Annotated in this window: 21 protein-coding genes; 6 read left to right on the top strand and 15 right to left on the bottom strand. The window is 68.2% G+C overall.

Annotation, left to right across the window (positions count from 1 at the left end; translation table 11 throughout):
- Window positions 1–202: 202 nt before the first annotated feature.
- From cas3f to E6C76_RS16315, 4 genes are all read right to left on the bottom strand, one after another.
- Entirely contained in the window at window positions 203–3,616 is a 3,414-nt protein-coding gene (gene cas3f, locus E6C76_RS16330) for a type I-F CRISPR-associated helicase Cas3f (protein WP_136349317.1), read from the bottom strand.
- Entirely contained in the window at window positions 3,613–4,590 is a 978-nt protein-coding gene (gene cas1f / locus E6C76_RS16325) for a type I-F CRISPR-associated endonuclease Cas1f (protein WP_136349316.1), read from the bottom strand. The genes cas3f and cas1f overlap by 4 nt, the downstream gene beginning before the upstream one ends.
- Before the next feature lie 101 nt (window positions 4,591–4,691).
- Window positions 4,692–5,027, bottom strand: a complete 336-nt coding sequence (locus E6C76_RS16320) for a DUF1840 domain-containing protein (protein ID WP_136349315.1) — start codon at window positions 5,025–5,027, stop codon at window positions 4,692–4,694.
- Between the two features lie 18 nt (window positions 5,028–5,045).
- Window positions 5,046–5,603, bottom strand: a complete 558-nt coding sequence (locus E6C76_RS16315) for a hypoxanthine-guanine phosphoribosyltransferase (protein WP_136349314.1) — start codon at window positions 5,601–5,603, stop codon at window positions 5,046–5,048.
- A 162-nt stretch (window positions 5,604–5,765) separates the two neighbouring features.
- On the opposite strand from E6C76_RS16315, the gene upp reads away from it, so the two are divergent.
- Window positions 5,766–6,398, top strand: a complete 633-nt coding sequence (upp, locus tag E6C76_RS16310; RefSeq protein WP_136349313.1) for a uracil phosphoribosyltransferase — start codon at window positions 5,766–5,768, stop codon at window positions 6,396–6,398.
- A gap of 99 nt (window positions 6,399–6,497) precedes the next feature.
- Window positions 6,498–7,745, top strand: a complete 1,248-nt coding sequence (locus tag E6C76_RS16305) for a uracil-xanthine permease family protein (RefSeq protein ID WP_136349312.1) — start codon at window positions 6,498–6,500, stop codon at window positions 7,743–7,745.
- 32 nt (window positions 7,746–7,777) lie between these two features.
- Here E6C76_RS16305 and E6C76_RS16300 read toward each other — a convergent pair whose 3' ends face one another.
- The 4 genes from E6C76_RS16300 to E6C76_RS16285 all read right to left on the bottom strand — a co-directional run bounded on the left by E6C76_RS16300 (window position 7,778) and on the right by E6C76_RS16285 (window position 9,747).
- On the bottom strand, window positions 7,778–8,131 hold the full coding sequence (locus E6C76_RS16300; RefSeq protein WP_136349311.1) for a YqjK family protein: 354 nt from the start codon (window positions 8,129–8,131) through the stop codon (window positions 7,778–7,780).
- A complete protein-coding gene (locus E6C76_RS16295; protein ID WP_136349310.1) occupies window positions 8,128–8,520 on the bottom strand; it encodes a phage holin family protein in 393 nt (130 codons plus the stop codon). Before E6C76_RS16295 ends, E6C76_RS16300 begins: the two co-directional genes overlap by 4 nt.
- Before the next feature lie 7 nt (window positions 8,521–8,527).
- Window positions 8,528–8,854, bottom strand: a complete 327-nt coding sequence (locus E6C76_RS16290; protein ID WP_136349309.1) for a DUF883 family protein — start codon at window positions 8,852–8,854, stop codon at window positions 8,528–8,530.
- A gap of 101 nt (window positions 8,855–8,955) precedes the next feature.
- On the bottom strand, window positions 8,956–9,747 hold the full coding sequence (locus E6C76_RS16285) for an exodeoxyribonuclease III (RefSeq protein ID WP_136349308.1): 792 nt from the start codon (window positions 9,745–9,747) through the stop codon (window positions 8,956–8,958).
- Between the two features lie 41 nt (window positions 9,748–9,788).
- On the opposite strand from E6C76_RS16285, the gene pyrE reads away from it, so the two are divergent.
- The 4 genes from pyrE to E6C76_RS16265 are packed head-to-tail and all read left to right on the top strand — an operon-like array spanning window position 9,789 to window position 13,912.
- Complete coding sequence (pyrE, locus tag E6C76_RS16280; protein WP_136349307.1) at window positions 9,789–10,436, top strand: orotate phosphoribosyltransferase; 648 nt, start codon at window positions 9,789–9,791, stop codon at window positions 10,434–10,436.
- The gene (locus E6C76_RS16275; RefSeq protein WP_136349306.1) at window positions 10,414–11,058 is read left to right on the top strand and encodes a hypothetical protein; all 645 of its coding nucleotides are present in this window, start codon (window positions 10,414–10,416) and stop codon (window positions 11,056–11,058) included. The genes pyrE and E6C76_RS16275 overlap by 23 nt, the downstream gene beginning before the upstream one ends.
- Window positions 11,059–11,063: 5 nt before the next feature.
- A complete protein-coding gene (locus tag E6C76_RS16270; protein ID WP_136349305.1) occupies window positions 11,064–13,133 on the top strand; it encodes a molybdopterin-containing oxidoreductase family protein in 2,070 nt (689 codons plus the stop codon).
- Window positions 13,130–13,912 carry an NAD-dependent deacylase gene (locus E6C76_RS16265; RefSeq protein ID WP_136349304.1) on the top strand — a complete coding sequence of 261 codons (783 nt, stop codon included), beginning with the start codon at window positions 13,130–13,132 and terminating at the stop codon, window positions 13,910–13,912. The genes E6C76_RS16270 and E6C76_RS16265 overlap by 4 nt, the downstream gene beginning before the upstream one ends.
- A 41-nt stretch (window positions 13,913–13,953) precedes the next feature.
- On the opposite strand, the gene tyrS is transcribed toward E6C76_RS16265, so the two are convergent.
- The 7 genes from tyrS to E6C76_RS22100 form a co-directional block, all read right to left on the bottom strand.
- Window positions 13,954–15,204 carry a tyrosine--tRNA ligase gene (gene tyrS, locus E6C76_RS16260; RefSeq protein WP_136349303.1) on the bottom strand — a complete coding sequence of 417 codons (1,251 nt, stop codon included), beginning with the start codon at window positions 15,202–15,204 and terminating at the stop codon, window positions 13,954–13,956.
- 214 nt (window positions 15,205–15,418) lie between these two features.
- Window positions 15,419–19,285, bottom strand: a complete 3,867-nt coding sequence (locus E6C76_RS16255) for a DUF3683 domain-containing protein (RefSeq protein ID WP_136349302.1) — start codon at window positions 19,283–19,285, stop codon at window positions 15,419–15,421.
- A gap of 128 nt (window positions 19,286–19,413) precedes the next feature.
- The gene (locus tag E6C76_RS16250; RefSeq protein ID WP_136349301.1) at window positions 19,414–19,767 is read right to left on the bottom strand and encodes a RidA family protein; all 354 of its coding nucleotides are present in this window, start codon (window positions 19,765–19,767) and stop codon (window positions 19,414–19,416) included.
- 80 nt (window positions 19,768–19,847) lie between these two features.
- Window positions 19,848–20,501: a c-type cytochrome gene (locus E6C76_RS16245; protein ID WP_136349300.1), complete on the bottom strand. Its 654-nt coding sequence runs from the start codon at window positions 20,499–20,501 to the stop codon at window positions 19,848–19,850.
- 141 nt (window positions 20,502–20,642) lie between these two features.
- Window positions 20,643–21,701, bottom strand: a complete 1,059-nt coding sequence (gene murB, locus E6C76_RS16240) for a UDP-N-acetylmuramate dehydrogenase (RefSeq protein WP_136349299.1) — start codon at window positions 21,699–21,701, stop codon at window positions 20,643–20,645.
- Entirely contained in the window at window positions 21,679–22,149 is a 471-nt protein-coding gene (locus E6C76_RS16235; protein WP_136349298.1) for a PACE efflux transporter, read from the bottom strand. Before E6C76_RS16235 ends, murB begins: the two co-directional genes overlap by 23 nt.
- A 166-nt stretch (window positions 22,150–22,315) precedes the next feature.
- Window positions 22,316–23,353: an S-layer family protein gene (locus E6C76_RS22100; RefSeq protein ID WP_211090253.1), complete on the bottom strand. Its 1,038-nt coding sequence runs from the start codon at window positions 23,351–23,353 to the stop codon at window positions 22,316–22,318.
- Window positions 23,354–23,430: the final 77 nt, after the last annotated feature.

Raw genomic sequence — 23,430 nt, 5'->3', positions numbered from 1 at the left:
GCGAGTTGCTGCTGTTCCCCTGCCAGTCGTTGCAGCGGCCGGCAGGGGTTTTAACCATCTAAGCGTAGCTGGCATTCTGCTCGTCTGCTTAAATGGTGAATCCACTATTGCACAAATAGCTCAGGAAATCTAGGCGTAGCAGGCGTTCGCCAACTTAACTGCCGAACAGGCAGCCTTGGGCCGGGTAGATATCTACCCGGCTCTACTTTTTCTTTCCAAACCCCAAAAACGGGTGATACCGCCAACCCTGCGCACTGTCCGGCACGCTGACCGTGGTAAAACGCTCCGCGCAGCGCCGCAGCGGCAGGTCGCGCGCTTCGGCCTGCTCGTGCAGCAAATCCATCAGATCGTCCTCACCCCACGCGCCGATGCGCGGCCCGAAGGCCAGTTGCAGGCGCTCGATGCGGCTTTCGGCGCTGGTGTAGATCGCTGGTTTGCCGTGTCGGGCTTCCTCGTGGATGGCGTGCAGCAGCAGGCGCGCTTCGTCCTCGTCGGGCAGGAACAGCAGTTCACAGCTGGGGGTCGGGTCGTCGCGGAAGGCCTGTTGCTGCGGCAGCGCCCAGGTCAGCGCGGCACGGGGAAACTGCCAGGCGCAGGCGGCATCCAGGTCGAAATGCCGGGGTTTGACGCCACGGGGCGTGGGCTGGCTTTGCACATCGCGCGGTTTCGGTTGCATTTGCGCGGCCAGTCGGGCGTGCTCCAGATCGACCAGGCTGCGCTTGGGCTGCCAGTCCTGCTGCGGACGCGGCTGGATGCGCGGGCGGGCGGTGATCGTCCGGTATTCCTCCTCGCGCAGCAGGGCGCCGAGGCGGTGGCTGGCCAGGCGGAACGGCGTGTCGGCCAGACCACGCTCATCCTCGAAGCCGGGGCGCACGAAGGCGGCCAGCGGGTGTCCATCGCGCCCCCGGTCCGTTGAAAAGTGGCGCAGATTGGTATCGAAGATGAGGATGTTGGGCGTTTGGCAGGGTTGGTTGCGATGGCGCTGGACGCGGCCGGCAAGCTGGATGAGCGCGCGCATCGACGAGGGTTCGGCCACCGCCCAGTCGGCGTCCCAGTCGCGGCCCACCTCGCAGACCGGCGAAGCGAGGACGACGAACAGGTGGTTGGGTTCCGTAGTGGCGTCGATGGCCTGACGGATGTCCGCCCGCTGGTAGACGGCAGCGGGGTCGCGGCGATCGAGGCAGGCATCCAGCCGGCGCTCGATGGCCGAGCGTTGCAGCATGGGAAAGCGCGCATGGTAGACGCACAGGTGGATACGGTAATCCTCCGGCGCGCCCAGGCGCAGCAGTTCCTGCGCGACATCGAACAGGGGCTCGATGTTGGCCATGCGCACCAAGCCAAAGCTGACCCGCTTGCCGCTGCGCGGGCAGGTTTCGGCATGACGGTCGTGGGCCTGGAGGATGGCTGCGCGCAGTTCGGCGGCAAAGGCGCGGCGCACGGCCTGCTCCTGCTTCGCCTCGATGCGCAGCGGCAGCAGTTCGCCGCAACGCCTGGGGCCGTCCCGCGCGACGGCGCGATCGAGCGCCGCCACGCGGCGGCGCACGAAATCCTGGTGTTCCCGGGCATGGGCCGGGGCGTCACCGCAGCAAGCGGTGTGTACCCCGAACTCGTCCGCCCACAGGCAGGCGATGCCCGAGGCCCGTTCCCCTCCGCCATGCGGACCACGGTTGCGTTGATGGTGGATACGGCCGGCGCGGTAGGCCTGGAACAGGCCGTCGACCAGCGACGGCGGCAGGGTGGCCGAAGACAGCAGCACGCGGCTGCCGAGCAGGCCAGCCCAGTACACCAGGCGGGTCAGCGCCGGGAGGTCGGCAAGGTCGAAATCGTCCAATTCGTCGAGTACCAGATCGCTGCTCATCAGCCGCAGCATGGGCGCGATCTGGCGCCCGGCGCGCTGCGCCTCGGTGGCCGGCGTCAGGTGGTCGACGGTGCACACCAGCATCGGGGCCGCCAGCAGCGCACGGATGCGCTCGTCCGCCATCACCCGGGAAAGCAGGCCGTGGCCTTCGGACTGCCCTTCGTAGAGGACATGGCCGTCCTCCTCGATCAGCGCCTGCGTGGAAGCCGAGCCGTGGGCTTCGGCCTGTTGCTCGTAATACTCGAACAGCGCGCGACTGGCGCTGCCGCCGACACGGATGGCCAACTCGTCCTCGTCCAGGTGCAGATCCTTGCGGTAGCTGCGCCCGGTTTGCAGGGTCAGCGTACGCAGACCCAGGGCGAAGGTGGCGCGCATGCCTTGCCGGGGATCGGCCAGGGCATGAAGGATGCGGGCGTTGGCGAGCGTCTTGCCGCAGCCGGTGGACGCCATGTTGATGATGAAGGCGCCATGGGTTTGTGCCGCTGCACGCAGCGCCCCGGCCGCATCGGCCGCCTTGTCCTGCCAGCGAAAGCGCGGGTCGGCGCTGCGCTTCTGCAACCCCCGATGCCGTGCCAGGCGCGGCAGGTGGCGCTCGAAGCCGGGCAGGCCATGGGCGACACTGCCGGCCAGCCGGGCGACGCCGAGCAAGTGTTCGTCCAGCGCCTGTTTCAGCCTGCCGTCTTTGTCGGTGTTCGCATACAGGCGATAGCCGGCGTCCCCTTTCATTCGTTCGTTGGAGTGAGGCGGCAGCGCGGAGTAATGATGGTCGGCCAGCATCAGGCTCAGCCGCGCCAGATGCATGACGTAGGGGTTGTCCAGCCAAGCCCCCTTGCCCGCCTTGCCGAGCAAGGCCCGCAGGCGGGTGGCCAGCCTGGTGGCCCGGGTGCGCCATTTCGGGAGCAGCACGGGCAACTGCTCGGCGAAACGCCAGTAGGCTTCTGCTTCTGCGGCCGTTGCAGGTTGCCGGATCTCGTTCCAGTCGTGTGCGACCGCATCGAGCAGATGGGGGAGGTGCGCCGGATTGAAGGTCGGGGACTTCCTGCCGAGGGGCGCCTGCTGCCCGCTGAGGGCATCGTGCACAGGCAGCACCGGCAGGCGATGATGGGTCAGGATCAGCCAGCCGATGGCGGCGGCCAGTGGCGGCAGGTTTTTGAAGGGCGGCGGCGCATCGGAATCCAGCCCGTCGCGCAGGTAACGCCCGGGCGCGAGCCAACTAACGTTGTCCGCCTCGTCCGGCTCGGCCAGCCGTCGCAGCCAGTTTGCGTCGTCGTCCGTGCCGACGAAGGCCAGGAACAGCCGCAGGGAAACCCATTCGTGCCGGAACAGGTTCCTGGCCTGCAACTGCCCGCGCAGGCGCTCCTGGAAGGCCACGCTGGCTTTGCCCAGGTCATGCAGCAGCGCGGCCATCTGCGCCAGCAGTTGAATGTCCTCGCCGGTGTGCCAGTCGTTTTCGTCTCCCTGGCGCAATATGTTGCGGCGGGTGGCGTTGGTCGGCGTGGCGCCGCGTTCGTTGAACTGGCGCGCGTCGCCGACGATCCACAGCAGTTCGCTGTGGTCCTTGCCGCGTATCCAGTGGCAGGCCACCGCGGTGTTCTTGCGGGCGCTCTTGCGCAGCAGGCGGCGCAGGGTGTCGAGCCCGGCCTGGGTGATCGGGGTCTGCCAGGTCCGGTCGCCGCGACGTTCGGCGAACTGATCGAGGATGCGGCGGGTTTCGGTGAGCGCATTCTTGGTGCACTGGGAAATCAGCAGCACGTTCATGCGGCGGGTTTCCCGGTTCCGGTGGCGACCGCCTTGAGCGTGTCGATCATGAAATCGAGGGCTTCGCTCTGTACGAGCGTTTCGATGCAGGCTTCGCGGAATTCCTGCTCGCTGTCTCCACGCATGGCCGAAACGAAAGCCTGCGGCAGGATCACCGCGTCCTTGACCAGATCGGCCACGTCGAAGACCAGGCCGCCACGCCGCGTCTTGCCGTGCAGTACCGCGAGGCCGTGGGGCAGGCCGAGCACCCAGGTGGCGGTGGCCCCGAGGCCGTAGGCGAGGTAGTTGCCGTGGTCGAGGAAGCGGTTCGCCGGATCGCCGCCGCTGCCGCCTTTCGCGCGGGTGAAATCGCCGTAATCGGTGGCATCGCAGGCCAGCTTGAACAGCGTCTTGGTGAGGCGGGCTTCCTCGGTAAGCAGCGCCGTATTGTCCGGCGCCCCGATGATGGCCCGGCGGGAAGACTCCAGCGCGGCCTGCAAGCGCCCGCTCGCGACGCTGAATCCGGCATCGGCGAGTGCCCGGTTATTCGTCCAGTGGCCGGCAATGCGGTCGAGGCGCGCCAACTGGATGGATTTGGCGGCCCGCAGGCGCAGGCTCTCGTCGAACCAGAAGCGCACCCAGTCTTGCAGATATTCGGTGGGCCGGTACTCGCTTTGCGGCGAAAACCAGGCCACCGCGAAATCCACTTCGTTGGCCGAGAACAGCGGCGTTCCCCCGCCGCCGCAGAAGCCGACCAGCACGCCGGCCTTGGCCAGTTCGCGCATGGCCGCCTGGGTAATGGAGGTGCCCGTGCCCAGCAGAACGGTCGTGGTATTGGCGATGGGGATGTTCCAGTACAGCGACTGGCGCCCCTCGTCGGTGACGTACTCGACCCGCCCGCCGTTGACCAGTACCCGGCAATGCTCCAGGTAGTACAGATTGGCCCGCTTGGAGTGGAGGATCGTTTTCAGATCCGTGGAGGTAAGCGAATCCATGCCGTCCGCCCCGCAAGGAAGTGAGCCGGCATTATTCCACAGCGATGCGGTGGGCTAACGTATGCGGGCCATTCCGCGCCCGCGCGGCGGACAACCGGCCGCTACACCCCCCAAACCACCGGCACGCCTTCCTTCGCCGAATATTGCAGCATGTCGAGTAGCGGCCAGGCGCGCTGGGCGAGATTGACCGGGGCGGCCATGCCGCTGCGGCCGGCTTCGCGCGCGGCTTCTTCGTCTTCCTCGGCGCTGGCGGCGGCGCGCGCCTTTTCTTCTTCGATCAGCGCCTGCAAGCGGGCGATGGCGCCCGGCAGCTGCTCCACGGTGACGATGCCCTTGGCGTCGTCCGGATCCTTGCCCATGGCGGCGATGAGCGGCCTGGCGGCATCGCCGAACATGATGACGTCGGCGGCGGCGTCGGATTTGAATACGATCAGCATGCGGATCTCCCTGGCGATTTACAGTCCTTTGACCGCGTAGATGCCCGGCGCATTGCGCCAGTAGCCCTTGTAGTCCATGCCGCAGCCGAAGAGATAGCGGTCGGCGATGTCGAGTCCGGTGAAATCGGCGCGCATGCCGGGGAAGGCCTTGCGCTCATGCTGCTTGTGCACCAGCACGGCGGACAGCACTTCCCTGGCGCCCTCGCCGCGCAGATGGTCGAGGACGGCGGCCAGGGTATGGCCTTCGTCGAGGATGTCGTCGAGCACCAGCACGCTGCGCCCGCGCAGGTCCTGGGTCGGGCGCACGCGCCAGTCGAGCAGCGTGCCGTGCGTGGACAGGCCGTAACGCGTGGCGTGCAGGTAGGCGGTTTCCAGCGGGAAGGGCAGGCGCGGCAGGAGGCGCCCGGCGAAAATCAGCCCGCCGTTCATCACCGTGTAGACTAGCGGGTTGCTGTGCTGCAGCCGCGCGGTGATCTCTTCGGCCATGCGATCCAGCGCAGCCTCCACGGCGGGTGCGTCGGCGAGGCAGTCGGCCTCTTCGCGCGCATGGATGATTTCCTGCAGGTCGATATTCATGAAACGCCCTCCGGCCGGCGTGGTTTTGCGTGGGCGGATTTTAGCCCGGATGGCGCCCATGCGCCGGCTACCTGTGAAAGGCGAACGATCAGCCGAAGAGCCTGCCTATGGCGGGTCGCGCGGTAGTACACTGGCGCGCGTCGAAATCCAGCGAAGCGCGCCATGCCCATCCAGCAAATCTCCCACCCGCTCGTCCGCCACAAGATCGGTTTGATGCGCGAAGCCGACATCAGCACCAAGAAATTCCGCGAACTCACCGCGGAACTGGCCCGCCTGCTGGCCTACGAGGCGTGCAAGGACTTCCCCCTGGAAACCGTCGCCATCCAGGGCTGGGCTGGGCCGGTGGACATCGAACAGATCAAGGGCAAGAAGGTCACCGTGGTGCCCATCCTGCGCGCCGGGCTGGGCATGCTGGACGGCGTGCTGGACATGATCCCCAGCGCCAAGGTGAGCGTGGTGGGCATCGCGCGCAACGAGGAAACCCTGCAACCGGCGCCGTACTTCGAGAAGTTCGTCGGCGACCTGGGCGAACGCATGGCGCTGATCATCGACCCCATGCTGGCCACCGGCGGCTCGCTGGCCGCCACCTGCGACATGCTCAAGCGCAAGGGCTGCACGCAGATCCGCGCGCTGGTGCTGGTGGCCGCGCCGGAGGGCATCCGCCTGATGCAGGAGCGCCACCCGGACGTGGAGGTCTACACCGCCAGCATCGACAGCCACCTCAACGAGATCGGCTACATCATCCCCGGCCTCGGCGACGCGGGCGACAAGATCTTCGGCACCAAGCACAACTGAGTGCGCACCGCCGCCCCGTCCACGCTTTCCGTTCCGCTTTTCGTAGCACCCCTGCAAACAACAACATGAATCCGCCCGCGAGGGCGGCGGAGAACCCGCATGCGTGAAATTCCCGTCCAATCGCCCGATCCGGTGTGGCGCCAGGCCATTTCCGGCGCGCAGATCCTGTTCGTCGCCTTCGGCGCCACCGTCCTGGTGCCCCTGCTCACCGGGCTGAATCCCAGCATGGCGCTGCTCGGCGCCGGCGTCGGCACCCTGCTGTTCCAGTTGCTGACGCGTCGCGAGGTGCCGATCTTCCTCGGCTCCTCGTTCGCCTTCATCGCGCCGATCATCTACAGCATGCAGACCTGGGGCATGAGCGCCACCATGGGCGCGCTGGCAGCGGTCAGCCTGGCCTACTTCGCCTTCGCCGGGCTGGTGCGGGTGTATGGCGCGCAGGTGGTGCACCGGCTGATGCCGCCGGTGGTGATCGGGCCGATCATCATGGTGATCGGCCTCGCGCTGGCCGGCGTGGCGGTGAACATGGCGATGGGCAAGACCGGCGACGGCGCCGCCGAGCTGATGCCCTACAGCGACGCGCTGCTGCTCGCCACGGTATCGCTGGGCGCCACCATGGTGGCGGCGATCTTCGCCAAGGGCATCCTGCGCCTGGTGCCCATCCTGTTCGGCGTGGTGGTCGGCTACGTGCTGGCCGCGGCGATGGGCTGGGTGGATTTTTCCCGCATCGCCGAAGCGCGCTGGATCGCGCTGCCGGATCTGGTCGCGCCCAGCTTCAACCTGGCCGCCATCCTGTTCATGCTGCCGGTGGCGCTGGCGCCGGCCATCGAGCACGTCGGCAACGTGGTGGCCATCGGCGGGGTCACCGGCAAGGACTACACCAAGTCGCCCGGCCTGGACCGCACGCTGGCCGGCGACGGCCTCGGCGTGCTGTTCGCCGGCGCGGTGGGCGGGCCGCCGGTGACCACCTATGCCGAGGTGACCGGCGCGGTGACGCTGACGCGCAACTTCAACCCGGCAATCATGACCTGGGCGGCCATCTTCGCCATCGCCATGGCCTTCGTCGGCAAGTTCAACGCCATCCTGCAATCGATCCCCACCCCGGTGATGGGCGGCATCATGATCCTGCTGTTCGGCTCCATCGCCGCGATCGGCCTGAAAACGCTGATCGCCGCGCGCACCGATCTGGACGAGCCGCGCAATCTGGTCATCGTGTCGACCGTGCTGGTGCTCGGCATCGGCGGCTTCGGCTTCACCGTGGGCAGCTTCGTGCTGCAGGGCGTGAGCCTGTGCGGGGTGTTCGCGGTGCTGCTCAACCTGGTGCTGCCCGCCCGCCGCAAGGCGGACTGAGCGCCCCTATAGTACGTACGGCGGACGCTTCTTCAGGCCCGCCGCCGGAACAGGCCGAGCAGCAGACGCAGCGCGGGGGCGACAACCGGGGTCAGCAGGCTCCGCGGCCCCCGGCCGCGCAGGCGGCTCCACAACAGCCAGCCCACCCAGCCGCTGCGCGCCAGCCGCAGCACCATGCGCGGCCGGCTGAACAGCAGGAGCAGCACGCCGCTCGACAGCAGCGGCGCATGCTGGCGCGCCCAGGTGAATTGCTCGCGGATGGTATCGACGGTGTCGAGCGCCGATTCGATGCCGGCCAGCCGGTGCACCATGTCGGCGCGCTGGTATTCGGCCTTGATCTGCAGGCGCTGCTTGCGCAGCGCGAATTCCACCAGGCGGGGATTCACTCTGCGCGCTCTTCGCGGCGCAGCGCCTCGCGGTCGCGCGCCAGTTCGCTCAGGCTGGCGGCGAACAGCCGGCTGCCGCGCCGCAGTTCGCGCGCGGCATTGCTGGCGGTCCATATGCCCACGCCGATGAAGGCCGCGGTGGCCAGACCGAGCACCAGCAGGCGATGCTCCTCCCAGAACAGCACGGCCAGGAAGATCACCAGGAACACCACGCCGAGACCGAGCATCAGCGCGCACAGCACGGTGTTGAACAACAGGCTGGTGAGGCGCAGCTTTTCTTCCTGCACCTCCACGGCCAGCAATTCGAGCCGGGTCTGCACGGTGGACAGCCCGGCGTCGAGGAAGCCGCGCAGGCTGTCCGCCAGACGCGGTTTCCGCGTTTCGCTCATCGGTAGGTCAGCGCCGGCCGGAGAGCAGGCCGAGCAGGAAGGCCACACCAGCCGCCACGCCGACGGACTGCCACGGGTGGGCATGCACGTAATCGTCGGTGGCGTGCGCAACCTTGCGGGTCTGTTCGATCAAGGCGTGCTCGGCATCCTCGATGCGCTGCTTGGCGATCACCAGGCGGTCGCCGAGGCGGGCACGCACATCGGTGAGCTTGTCGCCGGCCTGGTCGGCGGTGAGCTTGAGCAGTTCTTCCGCGTCGGCCACCACGGTCTTGAAATCGGCGACGAGCTTTTCCTTGGCGGCATCGTTATGTTTGGCTTTGGCGGCTGCAGGCATGATGATCTCCGTGATGGGGCAACAATGACATATGCGCCGCAAGTGGCGCCGTTTCAAGGCTAAACGCAATTCCACGGGAAGGCAAACAACCTCCCGGCAACTCAGCCCGGAGGATGTGACCAGTCATATTCGACGCTCAGCGGAGCGTGGTCACTGAAGCGCTGTTCCTTGTACACCGAGGCCGTGCGCGCCGCCGCGGCGATACCCGGGGTGGCGAGTTGGTAGTCGAGGCGCCAGCCCACGTTCTTGGCCCAGGCCTGCCCCCGGTTGGACCACCACGTGTAGCACTCCGCCGTTGCCTCCGGATACAAACGGCGATAGACGTCCACCCAGCCCTGCCCGTCGAGCACGCGGGTGAGCCAGTCGCGCTCCTCGGGCAGGAAGCCGGAATTCTTCTGGTTGCTCTTCCAGTTCTTCAGGTCGATTTCCTTGTGGGCGATGTTCCAGTCGCCGCAGATCACCACCTCGCGGCCCTCGGCGCGCAGGCGGGCGAGTTGCGGCAGGAAACGCTCCATGAAGCTGAACTTGGCCTGCTGGCGCTCCTCCGAACTGGAGCCGGAAGGCAGGTACAGCGAGATCACCGACAGCCCGGGGTAATCGAGCTGCAGGTAGCGCCCCTCGGCGTCGATGTCGACGATGCCCAGGCCCTCCACCACGCGCTCCGGCGTACGCCGTGCGTACAGCCCGACCCCGCTGTAGCCCTTCTTCTCGGCGTAATGGAAATAGCCCGTGTAGCCCGCCGGCGCGCGCATCGCGTCGCTCAGGTCGGCGGCCTGCGCCTTGAGTTCCTGCAGGCAGACGAAGTCCGCGTCCTGCGTGGACAGCCAGTCGAAAAACCCCTTGTTGGCGGCCGAGCGAATGCCATTGAGGTTGATGGAGATGATGCGTAACATGGGCGGACTCTCGGAAAAACCAGCGATTCAGAAGGCAGCCCGTGGATTTTAGCCGTGAATTCATCGCCCTTGCCTGCCGCAAGGGCGTCCTGCGCTTCGGCAGCTTCATCACCAAGGCCGGGCGCGAATCCCCGTATTTCTTCAACGCCGGCCTGTTCGACGACGGCGACTCCTTCCGCCAGCTGTGCGGTTTCTACGCGCGCGCCATCCGCGCCGCCGGCGTGCCCTGCAACATGCTCTTCGGCCCGGCCTACAAGGGCATTCCGCTGGTCGCCGGCGCCGCCATCCGCCTCGCCGAGGACGGCACGAACCTGCCTTTCGCGTTCAACCGCAAGGAAGCCAAGGACCACGGCGAGGGCGGCACGCTGATCGGCGCCCCGCTCGCCGGCAAGGTGCTGATTCTCGACGACGTGATCTCCGCCGGCACCTCGGTGCGCGAATCGGTGAACATCATCCGCGCCGCCGGCGCCGAACCGGCCGGCGTGGTGATCGCCCTGGACCGCATGGAGCGCGGCACCGGCGCGCTGTCCGCCGTGCAGGAGGTGCGCGAGACCTTCGGCATCCCGGTGATCGCCGTCGCCACCCTCGAAGACCTCATCGGCTACCTCGCCGATATGCCGCAACTGGTCGCCAATCTCGACGCCGTGATGGCGTATCGTGAACGCTATGGGACGACCGCGCCGCGCTGATCTGCTCCTGTTCGCCACCGCACTGGCGCTGCCGCTGCACGCGGCGGCACAGGGCGCTGGCGGACGCACCATCTACTGCTGCGAGGACAACAGCGGCAGACCGGTGTGCGGCGACGTGCTGCCGATGGCCTGCTACGGCAAGGCCTATCGCGAGATCAGCCCGCAGGGCACGGTGCGCCGCCACGTCGCGGCGCCGCTGACCGCCGAGGAAATCGCCCGCCGCCAGGCCGAGGAACGCCGCCGCAGGTTCGAGGAAGCACGCGAGATGCAGCAGCGCCGGCTCGACCAGGCCCTGCTGGAAACCTACGCCAGCCTGGAAGACCTCGACACCCAGCGCGGCCGCGCGCTGAACGAACTGAACCGCCAGCTCGAGGAACTCAACACCCGCATGGCCGAGCTGGACGACCGCCGCTTCAAGCTGGAGCAGGAGCGCGAGTTCTACGACGAGGACAAGGTGCCGCGCGAACTGGCCGCCGACCTGCGCGCCGCCGAGGGTGAGGTGGCCGCCCAGCGCGCGGTGATCGACGCCAAGACCCGCGAGTTGAACGCCGTGCGTGCGCGCTTCGACGACGACCGCCGGCGCTACGTCGAGCTCACCCTGGGAAGCCCGCCCGGGCGTTGACCGCAATGCAAGAAAACCGCGTGGTGCGCGCCGCCTGTCCGCACGACTGCCCGGACACCTGCGCGATGGAAATCACCGTGGCCGACGGCCGCGCGGTGAAGGTACGCGGCGCGGCCGACATGCCGTTCACCCATGGCGCGCTGTGCACCAAGGTGGCCCACTACCTGGAACGCGTGTATTCCCCGGAACGCCTGCGCCATCCGATGAAGCGCATCGGCCGCAAGGGCGAAGGGCGCTTCGCGCGCATCTCCTGGGACGAAGCGCTGGACACCATCGCCACCCGCTTCGCCGAAATCGCCGCCGACGACCCGCGCGCCATCCTGCCCTACTCCTTCGCCGGCACCATGGGCCTGGTGCACAGCGCCGGCATGGACCGGCGCTTCTTCCACCGCCTGGGCGCATCGCTGCTCGACCGCACGATCTGCTCCAGCGCCGGTGGGGCCGGCTGGAAGGCCACCGTGGGCGCCGCCCAGGGCGCCGACCCCGAGGCCGTGGCCGAAGCCCGCCTGATCCTCATCTGGGGCGCCAACCCGGTAGTCTCCAACCTGCACGGCTGGCGTCACCTGCTGGAAGCGAAACGGCGCGGCGCGCGCCTGGTGTGCATCGACCCATGGCGCACGCAGACGGCAGAAAAGTGCGACCTGCACCTCGCCCCGCTGCCCGGCAGCGACGGCGCGCTGGCGCTGGCGATGATGCAGGTGCTGATCGCCGAGGACCGCCTCGACCACGACTACATCGCCCGCCATACCCTGGGCTTCACCGAACTCGCCCAGCACGTGCGCGGTTTCACGCCGGAATGGGCCGCGCCCTTCGTCGGCCTGCCCGCCGACACCATCCGCCAGCTGGCGCGCGACTATGGCGAGGCCGGTCACGACAGCCTGATCCGCCTCAACTACGGCCTCAACCGCCACGCCGGCGGCGGCATGGCGGTGCGCAACGTGGCCTGCCTGCCCGCGCTCACCGGCGCCTGGCGCAAGCCGGGCTGCGGCGCGCTGCTGTCCGCCTCCGGCAACTTCCCGGTGGACCGCGCCACACTCGAACGCCCCGACCTCTACCCCGAGCCCGCACGCTTTCCGCCGCGCACCATCAACATGAGCGCCATCGGCCGCGCCCTGCTGGAAGCCGACGACCCGCCGATCCGCGCCATCTACGTCTACAATTCGAACCCGCTCGCCGTGGCCCCGGACGGCAACCGCGTACGCGCCGGCTTCGCGCGCGAGGATCTGTTCTGCGTGGTACACGAGCTGTTCCAGACCGACACCGCCGACTACGCCGACATCCTGCTGCCGGCCACCAGCCAGCTCGAGCACCACGACCTCCACACCGCCTACGGCCACCTCTACGCGCTGACCAACCGCCCGGCCATCGCCCCGCTGGACGAAGCGCTGCCCAACAGCGAAGTGTTCCGCCGCCTGGCCCGGCGCCTGGGCTTCGACGACCCGGCGCTGTGCGAGGACGACGAAGCCATCGCCGCCAGCGCCTTCCTGCCTGGCGATCCGCGCGCACGCGGGCTGGCCGAGGGCTTCGCCGAACGCGGCTGGGCACGCCTCGACCTGCCCAGCCCCTTCGTGCCCTTCGCCGCGGGTGGCTTCCCCACTCCTTCGGGCAAATGCGAGTTCTACTCGCAGCGCCTCGCCGAGCAGGGGCTGGACCCGCTGCCGGCCTGGCATCCGCCGCGCGAATCGGCGCCGAGCAATCCGGCCCTCGCCGCGCGCTACCCGCTCGCGCTGATCAGCCCGCCGGCGCGCAACTTCCTCAACAGCAGCTTCGCCAACCTGCCGCGCTTTCTCAAGGGCGAGGGCGGCCCGAAGCTGGAAATCCATCCACAGGACGCCGCCGCACGCGGCCTCGCGGACGGCCAGCGCGTGCGCGTGTTCAACACCCGTGGCGCCTTCCACGCCAGCGCGGTGGTCACCGAACGCATCCGCCCCGGCGTGGTGGTCTGTCCGTCGATCTGGTGGCAGAAGCTTTCCGACGACGGCCACAACGTCAACGCGGTGACCAGCGACGCGCTCACCGATCTGGGCGGCGGCGCCTGTTTCTACGATTGCCTGGTCGACACCGAAGCGGCATGAACCAAGACACCACCCTGGACGCCGTGGCCGGCCTGCTGGCCGAGGCCCAACGCATCCTGATCATCACCGGCGCGGGCATCTCCGCCGATTCCGGCCTGCCCACCTACCGCGGCATCGGCGGCCTGTACCACGAGCGCCTGACCGGCGAGGGGCTGACCATCGAGCAGGCCCTGTCCGGCGAGATGATGGCCCGTCGCCCGGACATCTGCTGGCGCTACATCGCCGAGCTGGAAAGCAACTGCCGGGGCGCCGGGCCGAACGCCGCGCACCGCCTGATCGCCGCGCTGGAGCAGGAGAAATCCGCCCTGTGGGTGCTCACCCAGAACGTCGACGGCCTGCACCGCGCCGCCGGCTCGCAAAAGCTCATCGAGATCCACGGCACCGTGCACCACCTGTGCTGCACGGAATGCCCGCACGAGCGCGACGTGGCCGACTTCACCGGACTGGACATCCCGCCCGCCTGCCCGGTATGCGGCGGGCTGCTGCGTCCGGACGTGGTGCTGTTCGGCGAGATGCTGCCCGAGCAGGGCATCCAGCGGCTCGAACGGGTGCTCGCCGCAGGCGTCGATCTGGTGCTCTCCATCGGCACCACCAGCGTGTTCCCCTACATCGCCGGACCGGTCTGGTGGGCTCGCCAGGAAGGTATCCCGAGCGTGGAAATCAATCCGGGCGACAGCGAGGTGAGCGGCCTGGTCACCCACCGCCTGCGCCTGGGCGCGGCGGAGGCGATGGGCAAGCTGTGGGCGCGCCTGCATCCGGACGCGCCCGCCGGACACTGAGCGCGGACGGGCGGACGAGCGCCGCCCTGTGCACCGCCGCTTCAGTCGCCAGTGACAATCACGCGCAGATGCTGCTTGCGCCCGGCTGACAGGCGCCACTCCATCCCGTCCGGCGGCAGGCAGTCCTCCGCGCGCTCCACCGGCTGGCCGTTCAGGCGCAGGCCGCCGCCGGCCGCCAGCCGGCGCGCCGAACTGCGCGATGACGCCAGCCCGCCCTCCACCGCAAGCTCGGCAAAGGTGACGCCGAGCGCGACACGCGCCTTGCCGACGGCGAGTACCGCCAGGCCTTCATCGTCGTCCTCGCCGGCGCCGCCGAACACGCCCCTGGCGGCCCGCTCCGCCGCCGCAGCGGCATCCGCGCCATGGGCCAGACGCGTGGCTTCGGTCGCCAGGATGATCTTGGCCTCGTTCAATTCCGCCCCCTGCAATGCGCCGAGGCGGCGCACCTCCACTATCGGCAGTTCGGTGAACAGCGCGAGAAAGCGGGCCACGTCGCGGTCGTCCGCATTGCGCCAGAACTGCCAGAAATCGAATGGGGACAGGCGTTCGGCGTTGAGCCATACCGCACCTTGCGCGGACTTGCCCATCTTGCGGCCGTCGGCGGTGACCAGCAGCGGCATGGTCAGGCCGTACAGCGGAAGGCCCCCCTGGCGCCTGGACAATTCGACGCCGTTGATGATGTTGGCCCACTGGTCGGCCCCGCCGACCTGCAGCGTGCAGCCGTGGCGCCGGGCCAGCTCGGTGAAGTCGAAGGCCTGCAACAGCGTGTAGCCGAATTCCTGGAAGGACAGCGAGTGCTCGATGCGCGTGCGCACCGCATCGAAGCTCAGCAGGCGATTGACGCTGAAGTGCCGGCCCACCCGGTTGAGGAATTCGAGGTAGCCCAGCCCGTCGAGCCATTCGGCGTTGTCGACCACCCGGGCGCCGCCCGGGCCGTCGTCCAGGCGCAGGTAGCGCGCGAACGCGCTGCGGATGCCGCGAATGTTGGCGGCAATGGTCGGCTCGTCGAGCATCGGCCGGCTCTGGTCGCGGAAGCTCGGATCACCGATACGCGTCGTGGCGCCGCCGATGAGCAGGATCGGGCGATGCCCGGCGCGCTGCAGCCAGCGCATCAGCATCAGGCCCTGCAGGTGGCCGACGTGCAGGCTGTCGGCGGTGGCGTCGAAACCGATGTAGGCGCTCAGCGCACCGCGAGCCAAGGCCTGCCGCAGGCCTTCGTGATCGGTGCTCTGGTGGATGAAGCCGCGTTCCTCCAGGAGGTGGAGGACATCGGCAAGATCGTGGTGGGGCATGGCAGTCTCCTGAGAACAAGGGGCGAAAAGCCCAAGGAAAACTGCCGATCCATCCGACCCGTCCGCCTTGGGCGGACCGGGATGCGCGCAACCCTACCGCCGTGATGTGCGGTAGGCGTAATAGCGGACGAAGGAAACGTGGGTGCGGCGCATGGGATGCAATCCTAGCAAAAAGGCCCCCGCACCGTAACCGGGGCGGGGGCCGGGCCGCGGATCAGAGCAGCACGCGCTCGATGCCGCCGCTGTTGGCCTGGGCGACGTAGTCGGGCAGCCAGTTCTCGCCGAGCAGGTGGCGGGCCAGTTCCACGACGATGTAGTCGGGCTCCACGCCGCCGGCGTCGTTAGCGTAGCGGTGCATGCCCTGCAGGCAGCTCGGGCAGGAGGTGAGCAGCTTCACACGGGCCGTCGGATCGTCGCCGCGCAGCCTGGCCGCGCCCTTCTCGATCTCTTCCTGCTTGCGGAAGCGCACCTGGGTGGAGATGTCGGGGCGCGCCACCGCCAGGGTGCCGGATTCGCCGCAGCAGCGGTCGGACAGATCCACCCGCGTGCCCATCAGCTCGTTGGCCACCTTGATGCCGGCATGCACCTTCATCGGCGTGTGGCAGGGTTCGTGGTACATGTACTTCACGCCGTCCACGCCTTCCAGCTTCACGCCCTTCTCCATCAGGTACTCGTGGATGTCGAGCAGCCGGCAGCCGGGGAAGATCTTCTCGAATTCGTACTTCTGCAGCTGGTCCATGCAGGTGCCGCAGGACACGATCACCGTCTTGATGTCCAGGTAGTTCAGCGTGTTGGCCACGCGGTGGAACAGCACGCGGTTGTCGGTGGTGATCTTCTGGCCCTTGTCTTCCTCGCCGGCGGCGCTCTGCGGGTAGCCGCAGCACAGGTAGCCGGGGGGCAGCACGGTCTGCGCGCCGACGTGGTAGAGCATGGCCTGGGTGGCCAGGCCGACCTGGCTGAACAGGCGCTCCGAGCCGCAGCCGGGGAAGTAGAACACCGCTTCGGCGTCGCCGTTGCGGCGCGGGTCGCGGATCACCGGGATGACCTTGTCGTCCTCGATGTCGAGCAGCGCGCGGCTGGTCTTCTTGGGCAGGTTGCCCGGCATGGGCTTGTTGATGAAGTGGATGACCTGCGCCTTGAGCGGCGCCTTGCCCAGCGTGGCCGGCGGCGCCTTGAGCTGCGGCTGGATCAGCCCGAGCGCCTTGCCGACGCGGTGGCCGAGGCGCTGCGCCTTGTAGCCCCACTCGATCATGCCGGTGCGGATCAGCTTGATGGTGGCCGGGTCCTTGACGGTGAGGAAGGCCATCGCGGCGGCCTTGCCCGGGTTGAACGACTTCTTGCCCTGCTTTCTGAGCAGGTTGCGCATCTTCACCGAGACGTCGCCGAAGTCGATGTCCACCGGACAGGGCTTCTCGCACTTGTGGCACACCGTGCAGTGGTCGGCCACGTCCTCGAACTCGGCCCAGTGGGCCAGCGAGACGCCGCGCCGGGTCTGCTCCTCGTAGAGCATGGCCTCGACCAGCAGCGAGGTGCTGAGGATCTTGTTGCGCGGGCTGTACAGCAGGTTGGCGCGCGGCACGTGAGTGGAGCACACCGGCTTGCACTTGCCGCAGCGCAGGCAGTCCTTGATGTCGTGCGCGATGGCGCCGATCTCGGTCTGCTCCATGATGAGGGATTCGTGCCCCATCAGGTTGAAGCTGGGCGTGTAGGCGTTGTCCAGGTTGCCGCCGCGCATCAGCTTGCCGCGGTTGAAGCGGCCCTCCGGGTCCACCCTGGCCTTGTAGGACCAGAAGCTCGCCATCTCTTCCTCGGTGAGGTAGTCGAGCTTGGTGATGCCGATGCCGTGCTCGCCGGAGATTACCCCGTCCAGGCTGCGCGCCAGCGCCATGATGCGGTCCACCGCGCGGTTGGCGGTCTGCAGCATCTCGTAGTGGTCGGAGTTGACCGGAATGTTGGTGTGCACGTTGCCGTCGCCGGCATGCATGTGCAGGGCGACGAACACGCGCCCGCGCAGCACTTCCTTGTGGATGGCGGCGATGCGCGCGAGCACCTGGCGGAACACCACGCCCTCGAAGATCTTGTCCAGGCGCGGCTTCAGCTCGGCCTTCCACGACACACGGATGGAGTAGTCCTGCAGGCGGTGGAACAGACGCGGCTCGGCGGCACGGTTGGAGAGTTCGCCGGCCTCGACGCCGTATTCGGCGAACTGCGCCTCGGCCTCGGCGAGCGGCAGGTCGAGGTGGTCGAGCAGCCACTGCCAGCGCCGGCGCACCGTGGCCACATAAGCCAGCGCGGCCTGACGGCGGTCGCCGATGAACACGTCCTGGTCGATCTCCGCGTCGCCCTGGTCGAGCGGCAGGTCGCCCTGCAGGTATTCGGCCAGCGCGTCGCACAGCGCCAGCTTGTTCTGGATCGACAGTTCGATGTTGATGCGCTCGATGCCGTCGCAGTACTCGCCCATGCGCGGCAGCGGAATCACCACGTCCTCGTTGATCTTGAAGGCGTTGGTGTGGCGCGAGATGGCCGCGGTGCGGCTGCGCTCCAGCCAGAAGCGCTTGCGCTGCTCGGGAGACACGGCGATGAAGCCTTCCGAGCCGCGCACGTTGGTCATGCGCACCACCTCGGAAGCGGCGCGCATCACCGCGTCCTCGTCGAAGCCGACGATGTCGCCGATCAGCACCATCTTGGGACGGCCGTGGCGCTTGGCCTTGGTGGTGTAGCCCACGGCGTTCACGTAGCGTTCGTCGAGGTGCTCCAGGCCGGCCAGCAGCACGCCGGCCAGGTTGCCCGGGCCGCCCGGCTTGAAGTAGTCGGTGATCTCGACGATGGCCGGCACCGCCTCGCGCACCTGGCCGAAGAACTCCAGGCACACCGTGCGGGTGATCGGCGGCATCTTGTGCAGCACCCAGCGCGCGGCGACGATCAGCCCGTCGGTGCCTTCCTTCTGCACCCCGGGAATGCCGCCGAGGAACTTGTCGGTGACGTCCTTCCCCAGGCCGTCCTTGCGGCAGTAGGCGCCGGGCATGGAGAGGATTTCCTCGCCCAGCGGCTTGTAGCTCAGGCCGTCGAAGCGGCGCAGGCGGAAACGCGCGGTGTGCTGCTCGTGGATCTTGCCGAAGTTGTGGTCGAGGCGCTCGACCTCCAGCCAGTTGCCGTCCGGCGTGACCATCTTCCACCACGCCAGGTTGTCCAGCGCGGTGCCCCACAGCACGGCCTTCTTGCCGCCGGCGTTCATGGCGATGTTGCCGCCCACACAGGAGGCGCTGGCCGAGGTGGGGTCGACGGCGAACACCCGCCCGGCGGCCGTGGCCGCTTCCGCCACGCGTTCGGTGACCACGCCGGCGCCGGTGCGGATGGTGGCGTAGGGCGAGGCCATGGGCTTGCCGTCGGCGTCGGGCAGCACCATGTCCTCGACCGTTCCGAGAGTGATCAGCTTTTCGGTGTTGATCACCACCGAGTTCGCATCCAGCGGTACCGCGCCGCCGGTGTAGCCGGTGCCGCCGCCGCGCGGGATGATGGTCAGGCCGAGCTCGATGCAGGCACGCACCAGCGGCGCCATCTCCTCCTCGGTATCCGGGTAGAGCACCACGAAGGGGTATTCCACCCGCCAGTCGGTGGCGTCGGTGACGTGGCTGACGCGCGCATGGCCGTCGAAGCACACGTTGTCGCGCTTGGTGTGGCGGCCCAGCGTCTTCAGCACGGCCTTGCGGCGGCGCGAAGTGTCGGAGAACCAGCGCTCGAAGTCGGCCACCGCCTCGCGCGCGCGGCCGAGCAGGAAGGTCACCCGCTGATTGCCCTGGCGGCGCTTGTCCACCTCGTTGAGGCGGTGCACCAGCGCGCCGATCAGCGCCTCGCGGCGCTCGCGGTTGGCCAGCAGGTCGTCTTCCAGGTAGGGGTTGCGGCGCACCACCCAGATGTCGCCCAGCACCTCGTAGAGCATGCGCGCGGAACGCCCGGTGACCCGCTCGGCACGCAGTTCGTCCAGCATCCCCCAGGCTTCCGCGCCGAGCAGGCGGATGACGATCTCGCGGTCGGAGAACGAAGTGTAGTTGTAGGGGATCTCTCGCAGGCGTTGGGTCATTGGCGCACCGGGCACAGCTGCTGCAGGGAAACACTCGATTCTAACGAAGCGCACGCTGCTCCGCAGCAAAAATCAAGCCCTTGAAACCCGCATGGACATTGGGAAAGGAATAGCAGTCGCCGTGTATCTCAGCCCACCGCGGCGGTCAAGGCAATCTCCACCCGCCAGCCGGGGCGCGCCAGACCGGCCACCCGCACGCAGGCGCGCGAGGGTGCGCTGCCCGCCGGCAGCCAGGCATCCCACACCTCGTTCATGCCGGCGTAGTCGGCCATGTCGGTCAGGTAGATGGTGGCCATCAGCACGCGGCCCTTGCCGGAGCCGGCCTCGGTGAGCTGGCGCTCGATGCTCGCCAGCGTCTCGCGGGTCTGCTGGCGGATGTCGCTGTCCTCGCTGGCGGGCACCTCGACGAGGTACACCACGCCGGCGTGGGTGACGGAATCGGAATAGCGGGCGGTGGTGCCCCGGCGCAGGATGTCGGTCATGGTCGCGAAGATTCGGGTTTTGCGGAACCCGAGTCTAGCGTGATGTGGCCCGGCGCGGGCAGCGCCGGGTGTGGAGCGGATCAGGGCTGGCTGGAGAGGAACTCGACCATGGCGTCGATGTTCTGCGCGCCGAGTTGCGCCACGGCGGCGGTCATCGGCGGGTAGAAGCGCTCGCCCGACATGGTCAGGTAGCGCTTCAGGCTGAGGCGCAGGTAGTCGGGCTGCTGGCCGGCCAGGCGGGGGAAGTCCTTGCCGCCGTGGGCATCGGTCTGGTGGCAGCGCGCGCACAGCTGCTGGAAGTGCTGGCCGCCGCTGGCGGCGCGCGGGCCGGGCTCGGTGGCCGGGATGACCGGCATCGACGAATACATCAGCGCGATGGCGGCCTTTTCGCGCTCGTTGAGCACGCGCATCAGGCCCTGCATGAATTCGTCCTTGCGGGCGCCGGAGAGGAAGGCCTCGATCTGCGTGAGCACGTAATCCGGATGCTGGCCGGCCAGATTGGGCACGTTGGTGAACCGGCTGATGCCCGCATCGCCATGACAGTTGGCACAGAAGAACGCCGCCTTGCGCCCCTCGGCCACCAGGGTCTCCTGGAGCGCCGCATCCGAACGCGACTTGTTCACCAGATCGGCGGCCCGATCAGCCGATGACGCCGTCGTGGCGACCGCTGCCAGCCCGAAGACCGTCAGGTAACGCACGAAGGATGTACATGCCCGCGACCAGCTGATGCGCATTGAATACTCCCGCAAGATTTCGGCATGGGCCGTCCAGGATGGCAGCCGCCTGCTACGCCTGGGCCGAAATTTTATCATCATGCGCGCTTCCCGGGCACGACGCACTGAAACAACACCGTGCACCACGGCACTGTGGCACGTTCATACGAATACCGGTTCGGGCTCCAGATCGATGCCGAAGCACCGCCTCACCTCGCTGCGCACGGCCTCGGCCGCACGCCGCACGTCGGCCCCCGTGGCACCGCCGCGATTGACCAGCACCAGCGCCTGGTTGGCGTGGCAGCCCACCGGGCCGAAATCGCGCGCCTTGCAGCCGCATCGCTCGATCAGCCAGCCGGCGGCCAGCTTGCAGCGGCCATCGGCCTGCGGATAGCGCGGCAGGTCCGGCCAGCGCTCGGCGAGCGCGGCGGCCTGCTCGGCGTCGACCACGGGATTCTTGAAGAAGCTGCCGGCATTGCCGGTTTCCGCCGGGTCGGGCAGCTTGCGCCGGCGCACTGCGATGACTGCCCTGGCCACCTGCTCCGGCGCCGGATCGACGACCCCGGCGGCGGCCAGTTCGCGCGCCAGCTCCGCATACCCCGCGTTGGCCCGCCAGCGGCGCGGCAGGCGGAAGCGCACCGCGACGATCAACCAGCGCCCCGGCTGGCGGCGGAACACGCTGTCGCGGTAGCCGAAGGCGCAGGCGGCCGCATCGAAAGCGCGCAGTTCGCCGCTGTGCAGATCCACCGCATCCAGCCCGGCGAAGCGTTCGGCCATTTCCAGCCCGTAGGCGCCGATGTTCTGCACCGGCGCGGCCCCGACGGTGCCGGGAATCAGCGCGAGGTTCTCCAGCCCGGGACAGCCCTCGGCCAGCGTCCAGCACACGAAGTCGTGCCAATTCTCGCCGCCGCCGGCTTCCACCAGCCAGGCGTCGCCGTCCTCGCCGAGCAGGCGGCGGCCGCGCAGTTCGACCTTGAGCACCAGCCCGGGAAAATCCCCGGTGAGCACCACGTTGCTGCCGCCGCCGAGCACCAGCCGGCGCGGTTCATCCCGCCACGCAGGGGTGCGCACCAGGGCCTGCAGGCCGGCCACCGAATCGATGCGCACCAGCCGCGCCGCACGCGCCGGCAGGCCGAAGGTGTTCAGGCGGTCGAGCGCCACGTCGTGCTCGAACGCCGGCGGCGCGCCCACGCACGGCTCAGTCGGCCTGGCGCGCGACATCCAGCGGCTCCACGTGGATAGGGAACACCCGGTCGTAGGTCAGGTTGAAGACGAAGGCGTAGGCCACGTAGGCCGCCGCCAGGCCGATGTCGGCAATCAGCGCTTCCAGCCAGGTCATGCCGGTCCACCCCATGATGACCGGCAGGCTCATCATCAGCAGGCCGATCTCGAAACCGAAGGCATGCAGCACGCGCAGGCGCACCGGCCGGCGGTCGGCGGTGCGCCCGGTGAGACGCCCTTCGAACCAGTCGAAACAGGTGTTGTAGCTGGCGTTCCACAGCGCGGCGATGAGCGCGATGATCGCCAGCAGTCCGGCCGATTCGGCCAGCGGCACGCCGCTCGCCCAGGCGAACGGCGGAGTGATCAGCAGCAGCCCGCCCACCTCGAACAGACTGATCTGGCGAACACGGTCCCAGAACGAACGGAGCTTGGGTTTGTGGGCGGACACGGCGGTGGCGATGCGGAGAATGAAGCCGGCTACGATAGGTGCGAAGCCGTCCGATGGCAAGGCGCGCAGTGCAAACAGTGTAAGGCAGCAGCGATTTGCACAGATTTTGTGCGACTTGATGCTGATTTCGCGGGGAGGTGGCTTCCTTGGTCCCCATCACCGGCGGTCAAAATGTTTCAAGCGGATAGCTGCGGCAGCCCTGTGTTGTGCCTCGCTCCATCGCAGCCAGTACGTCCTCTGCTGTCTGTTCGACAAAACGCGGGGCGCGCTGCTCCGGTGTGCTCTTGCAATAATCCAGCGCCTGCTCGGCAAGGCCGACGGGCTGCTGGGCAGGAACCTGGCTGTGGGCGAAACTCAGCCTGCTGGCTTGGCTGGTGAATTCCGTCACCGTGCGCTCGTTGATCAGGTCCCCGCTGAGTGCGGTGACGTCCACGTCGCGCCCCGCGAGGATGCCGCCCCGGGTGTTGAGCACGCTGTCGACCGCCAGCACCGACAGCCGATCGCCCGCTTCCATGAGGCCGCTGTTGACCACCTGACCGGCCGTGGCCGAGAGGTTTCCGTCGGCCCGCAGCGTGCCCCGGTTGGCGAGCGTGTCCCCGGCGATCAGCGCCAGGTCGCTGCCCTGGATCAGTGCCCCGGTCGGGCCCAGCCGGCCTTCGGCCTGCGCCAGGTACAGCACCGGCACCAGCACTTCTTCCCCATTCACTTCATACGCTTCGAGCCACACGATGTCGTGCGTGAGCGCGGCCACCTGCTCGGCCGTCAGGCTCACCCCCACCGACAGGTTCAGCGCGTCCTTGCTCGCCACCGCGTTGTCCATCAGGTAGCGGTACATCGCCTCGTCGCTGCTCAGCCCGGCCAGGTAGCGCTGACCGGTGCGCGCCACCACCGCTTCGCGGATCAGACGCTGCTCGTACAGCCCGTCGCCCAGGCGTTTCTGCGCCTGGTCCGGGTCGTAGCCGAGGTTGGCCAGCAGGTAGTCCGAGCCCATGAACTGCTTGAGCTCGGTCAGCGCCGGGTTGGTTTCCACCACGTACGGGGGTTTCGGCACGTTGGATTCGGACGAGGGCAGCGGGCTGGTCTGCTGCTTCGAAAGATCGGAAAAAGCAGCAATCCGGGCCAGGGCCGGATGCATGGGGTTGAAGATCAGCGTGGCGCTGAGCGCCCAGACAAGGATGCGACTGGCCGAAGTACGGAGGTTCATCGCAAACTACAGAAAATGGGGCATGTGGGAGATTTGAGGGAGCACTGGATCAAAATTTATGCCATACAAACACACAA

Origin of the sequence: Pseudothauera nasutitermitis (assembly GCF_004801295.1) — a bacterium.
Lineage (GTDB): Bacteria > Pseudomonadota > Gammaproteobacteria > Burkholderiales > Rhodocyclaceae > Pseudothauera > Pseudothauera nasutitermitis.
This window is presented reverse-complemented; position numbering and strand designations above follow the sequence as displayed.

Excerpts from the sequence above, each read along its gene's own strand:
- cas3f (WP_136349317.1), bottom strand. The coding sequence starts at position 3,616 with ATGAACGTGCTGCTGATTTCCCAGTGCACCAAGAATGCGCTCACCGAA.
- cas1f (WP_136349316.1), bottom strand. The coding sequence starts at position 4,590 with ATGGATTCGCTTACCTCCACGGATCTGAAAACGATCCTCCACTCCAAG.
- E6C76_RS16320 (WP_136349315.1), bottom strand. The coding sequence starts at position 5,027 with ATGCTGATCGTATTCAAATCCGACGCCGCCGCCGACGTCATCATGTTC.
- E6C76_RS16315 (WP_136349314.1), bottom strand. The coding sequence starts at position 5,603 with ATGAATATCGACCTGCAGGAAATCATCCATGCGCGCGAAGAGGCCGAC.
- upp (WP_136349313.1), top strand. The coding sequence starts at position 5,766 with ATGCCCATCCAGCAAATCTCCCACCCGCTCGTCCGCCACAAGATCGGT.
- E6C76_RS16305 (WP_136349312.1), top strand. The coding sequence starts at position 6,498 with ATGCGTGAAATTCCCGTCCAATCGCCCGATCCGGTGTGGCGCCAGGCC.
- E6C76_RS16295 (WP_136349310.1), bottom strand. The coding sequence starts at position 8,520 with ATGAGCGAAACGCGGAAACCGCGTCTGGCGGACAGCCTGCGCGGCTTC.
- E6C76_RS16290 (WP_136349309.1), bottom strand. The coding sequence starts at position 8,854 with ATGCCTGCAGCCGCCAAAGCCAAACATAACGATGCCGCCAAGGAAAAG.
- E6C76_RS16285 (WP_136349308.1), bottom strand. The coding sequence starts at position 9,747 with ATGTTACGCATCATCTCCATCAACCTCAATGGCATTCGCTCGGCCGCC.
- E6C76_RS16275 (WP_136349306.1), top strand. The coding sequence starts at position 10,414 with ATGGGACGACCGCGCCGCGCTGATCTGCTCCTGTTCGCCACCGCACTG.
- E6C76_RS16270 (WP_136349305.1), top strand. The coding sequence starts at position 11,064 with ATGCAAGAAAACCGCGTGGTGCGCGCCGCCTGTCCGCACGACTGCCCG.
- E6C76_RS16265 (WP_136349304.1), top strand. The coding sequence starts at position 13,130 with ATGAACCAAGACACCACCCTGGACGCCGTGGCCGGCCTGCTGGCCGAG.
- tyrS (WP_136349303.1), bottom strand. The coding sequence starts at position 15,204 with ATGCCCCACCACGATCTTGCCGATGTCCTCCACCTCCTGGAGGAACGC.
- E6C76_RS16255 (WP_136349302.1), bottom strand. The coding sequence starts at position 19,285 with ATGACCCAACGCCTGCGAGAGATCCCCTACAACTACACTTCGTTCTCC.
- E6C76_RS16250 (WP_136349301.1), bottom strand. The coding sequence starts at position 19,767 with ATGACCGACATCCTGCGCCGGGGCACCACCGCCCGCTATTCCGATTCC.
- E6C76_RS16245 (WP_136349300.1), bottom strand. The coding sequence starts at position 20,501 with ATGCGCATCAGCTGGTCGCGGGCATGTACATCCTTCGTGCGTTACCTG.
- murB (WP_136349299.1), bottom strand. The coding sequence starts at position 21,701 with ATGTCGCGCGCCAGGCCGACTGAGCCGTGCGTGGGCGCGCCGCCGGCG.
- E6C76_RS22100 (WP_211090253.1), bottom strand. The coding sequence starts at position 23,353 with ATGAACCTCCGTACTTCGGCCAGTCGCATCCTTGTCTGGGCGCTCAGC.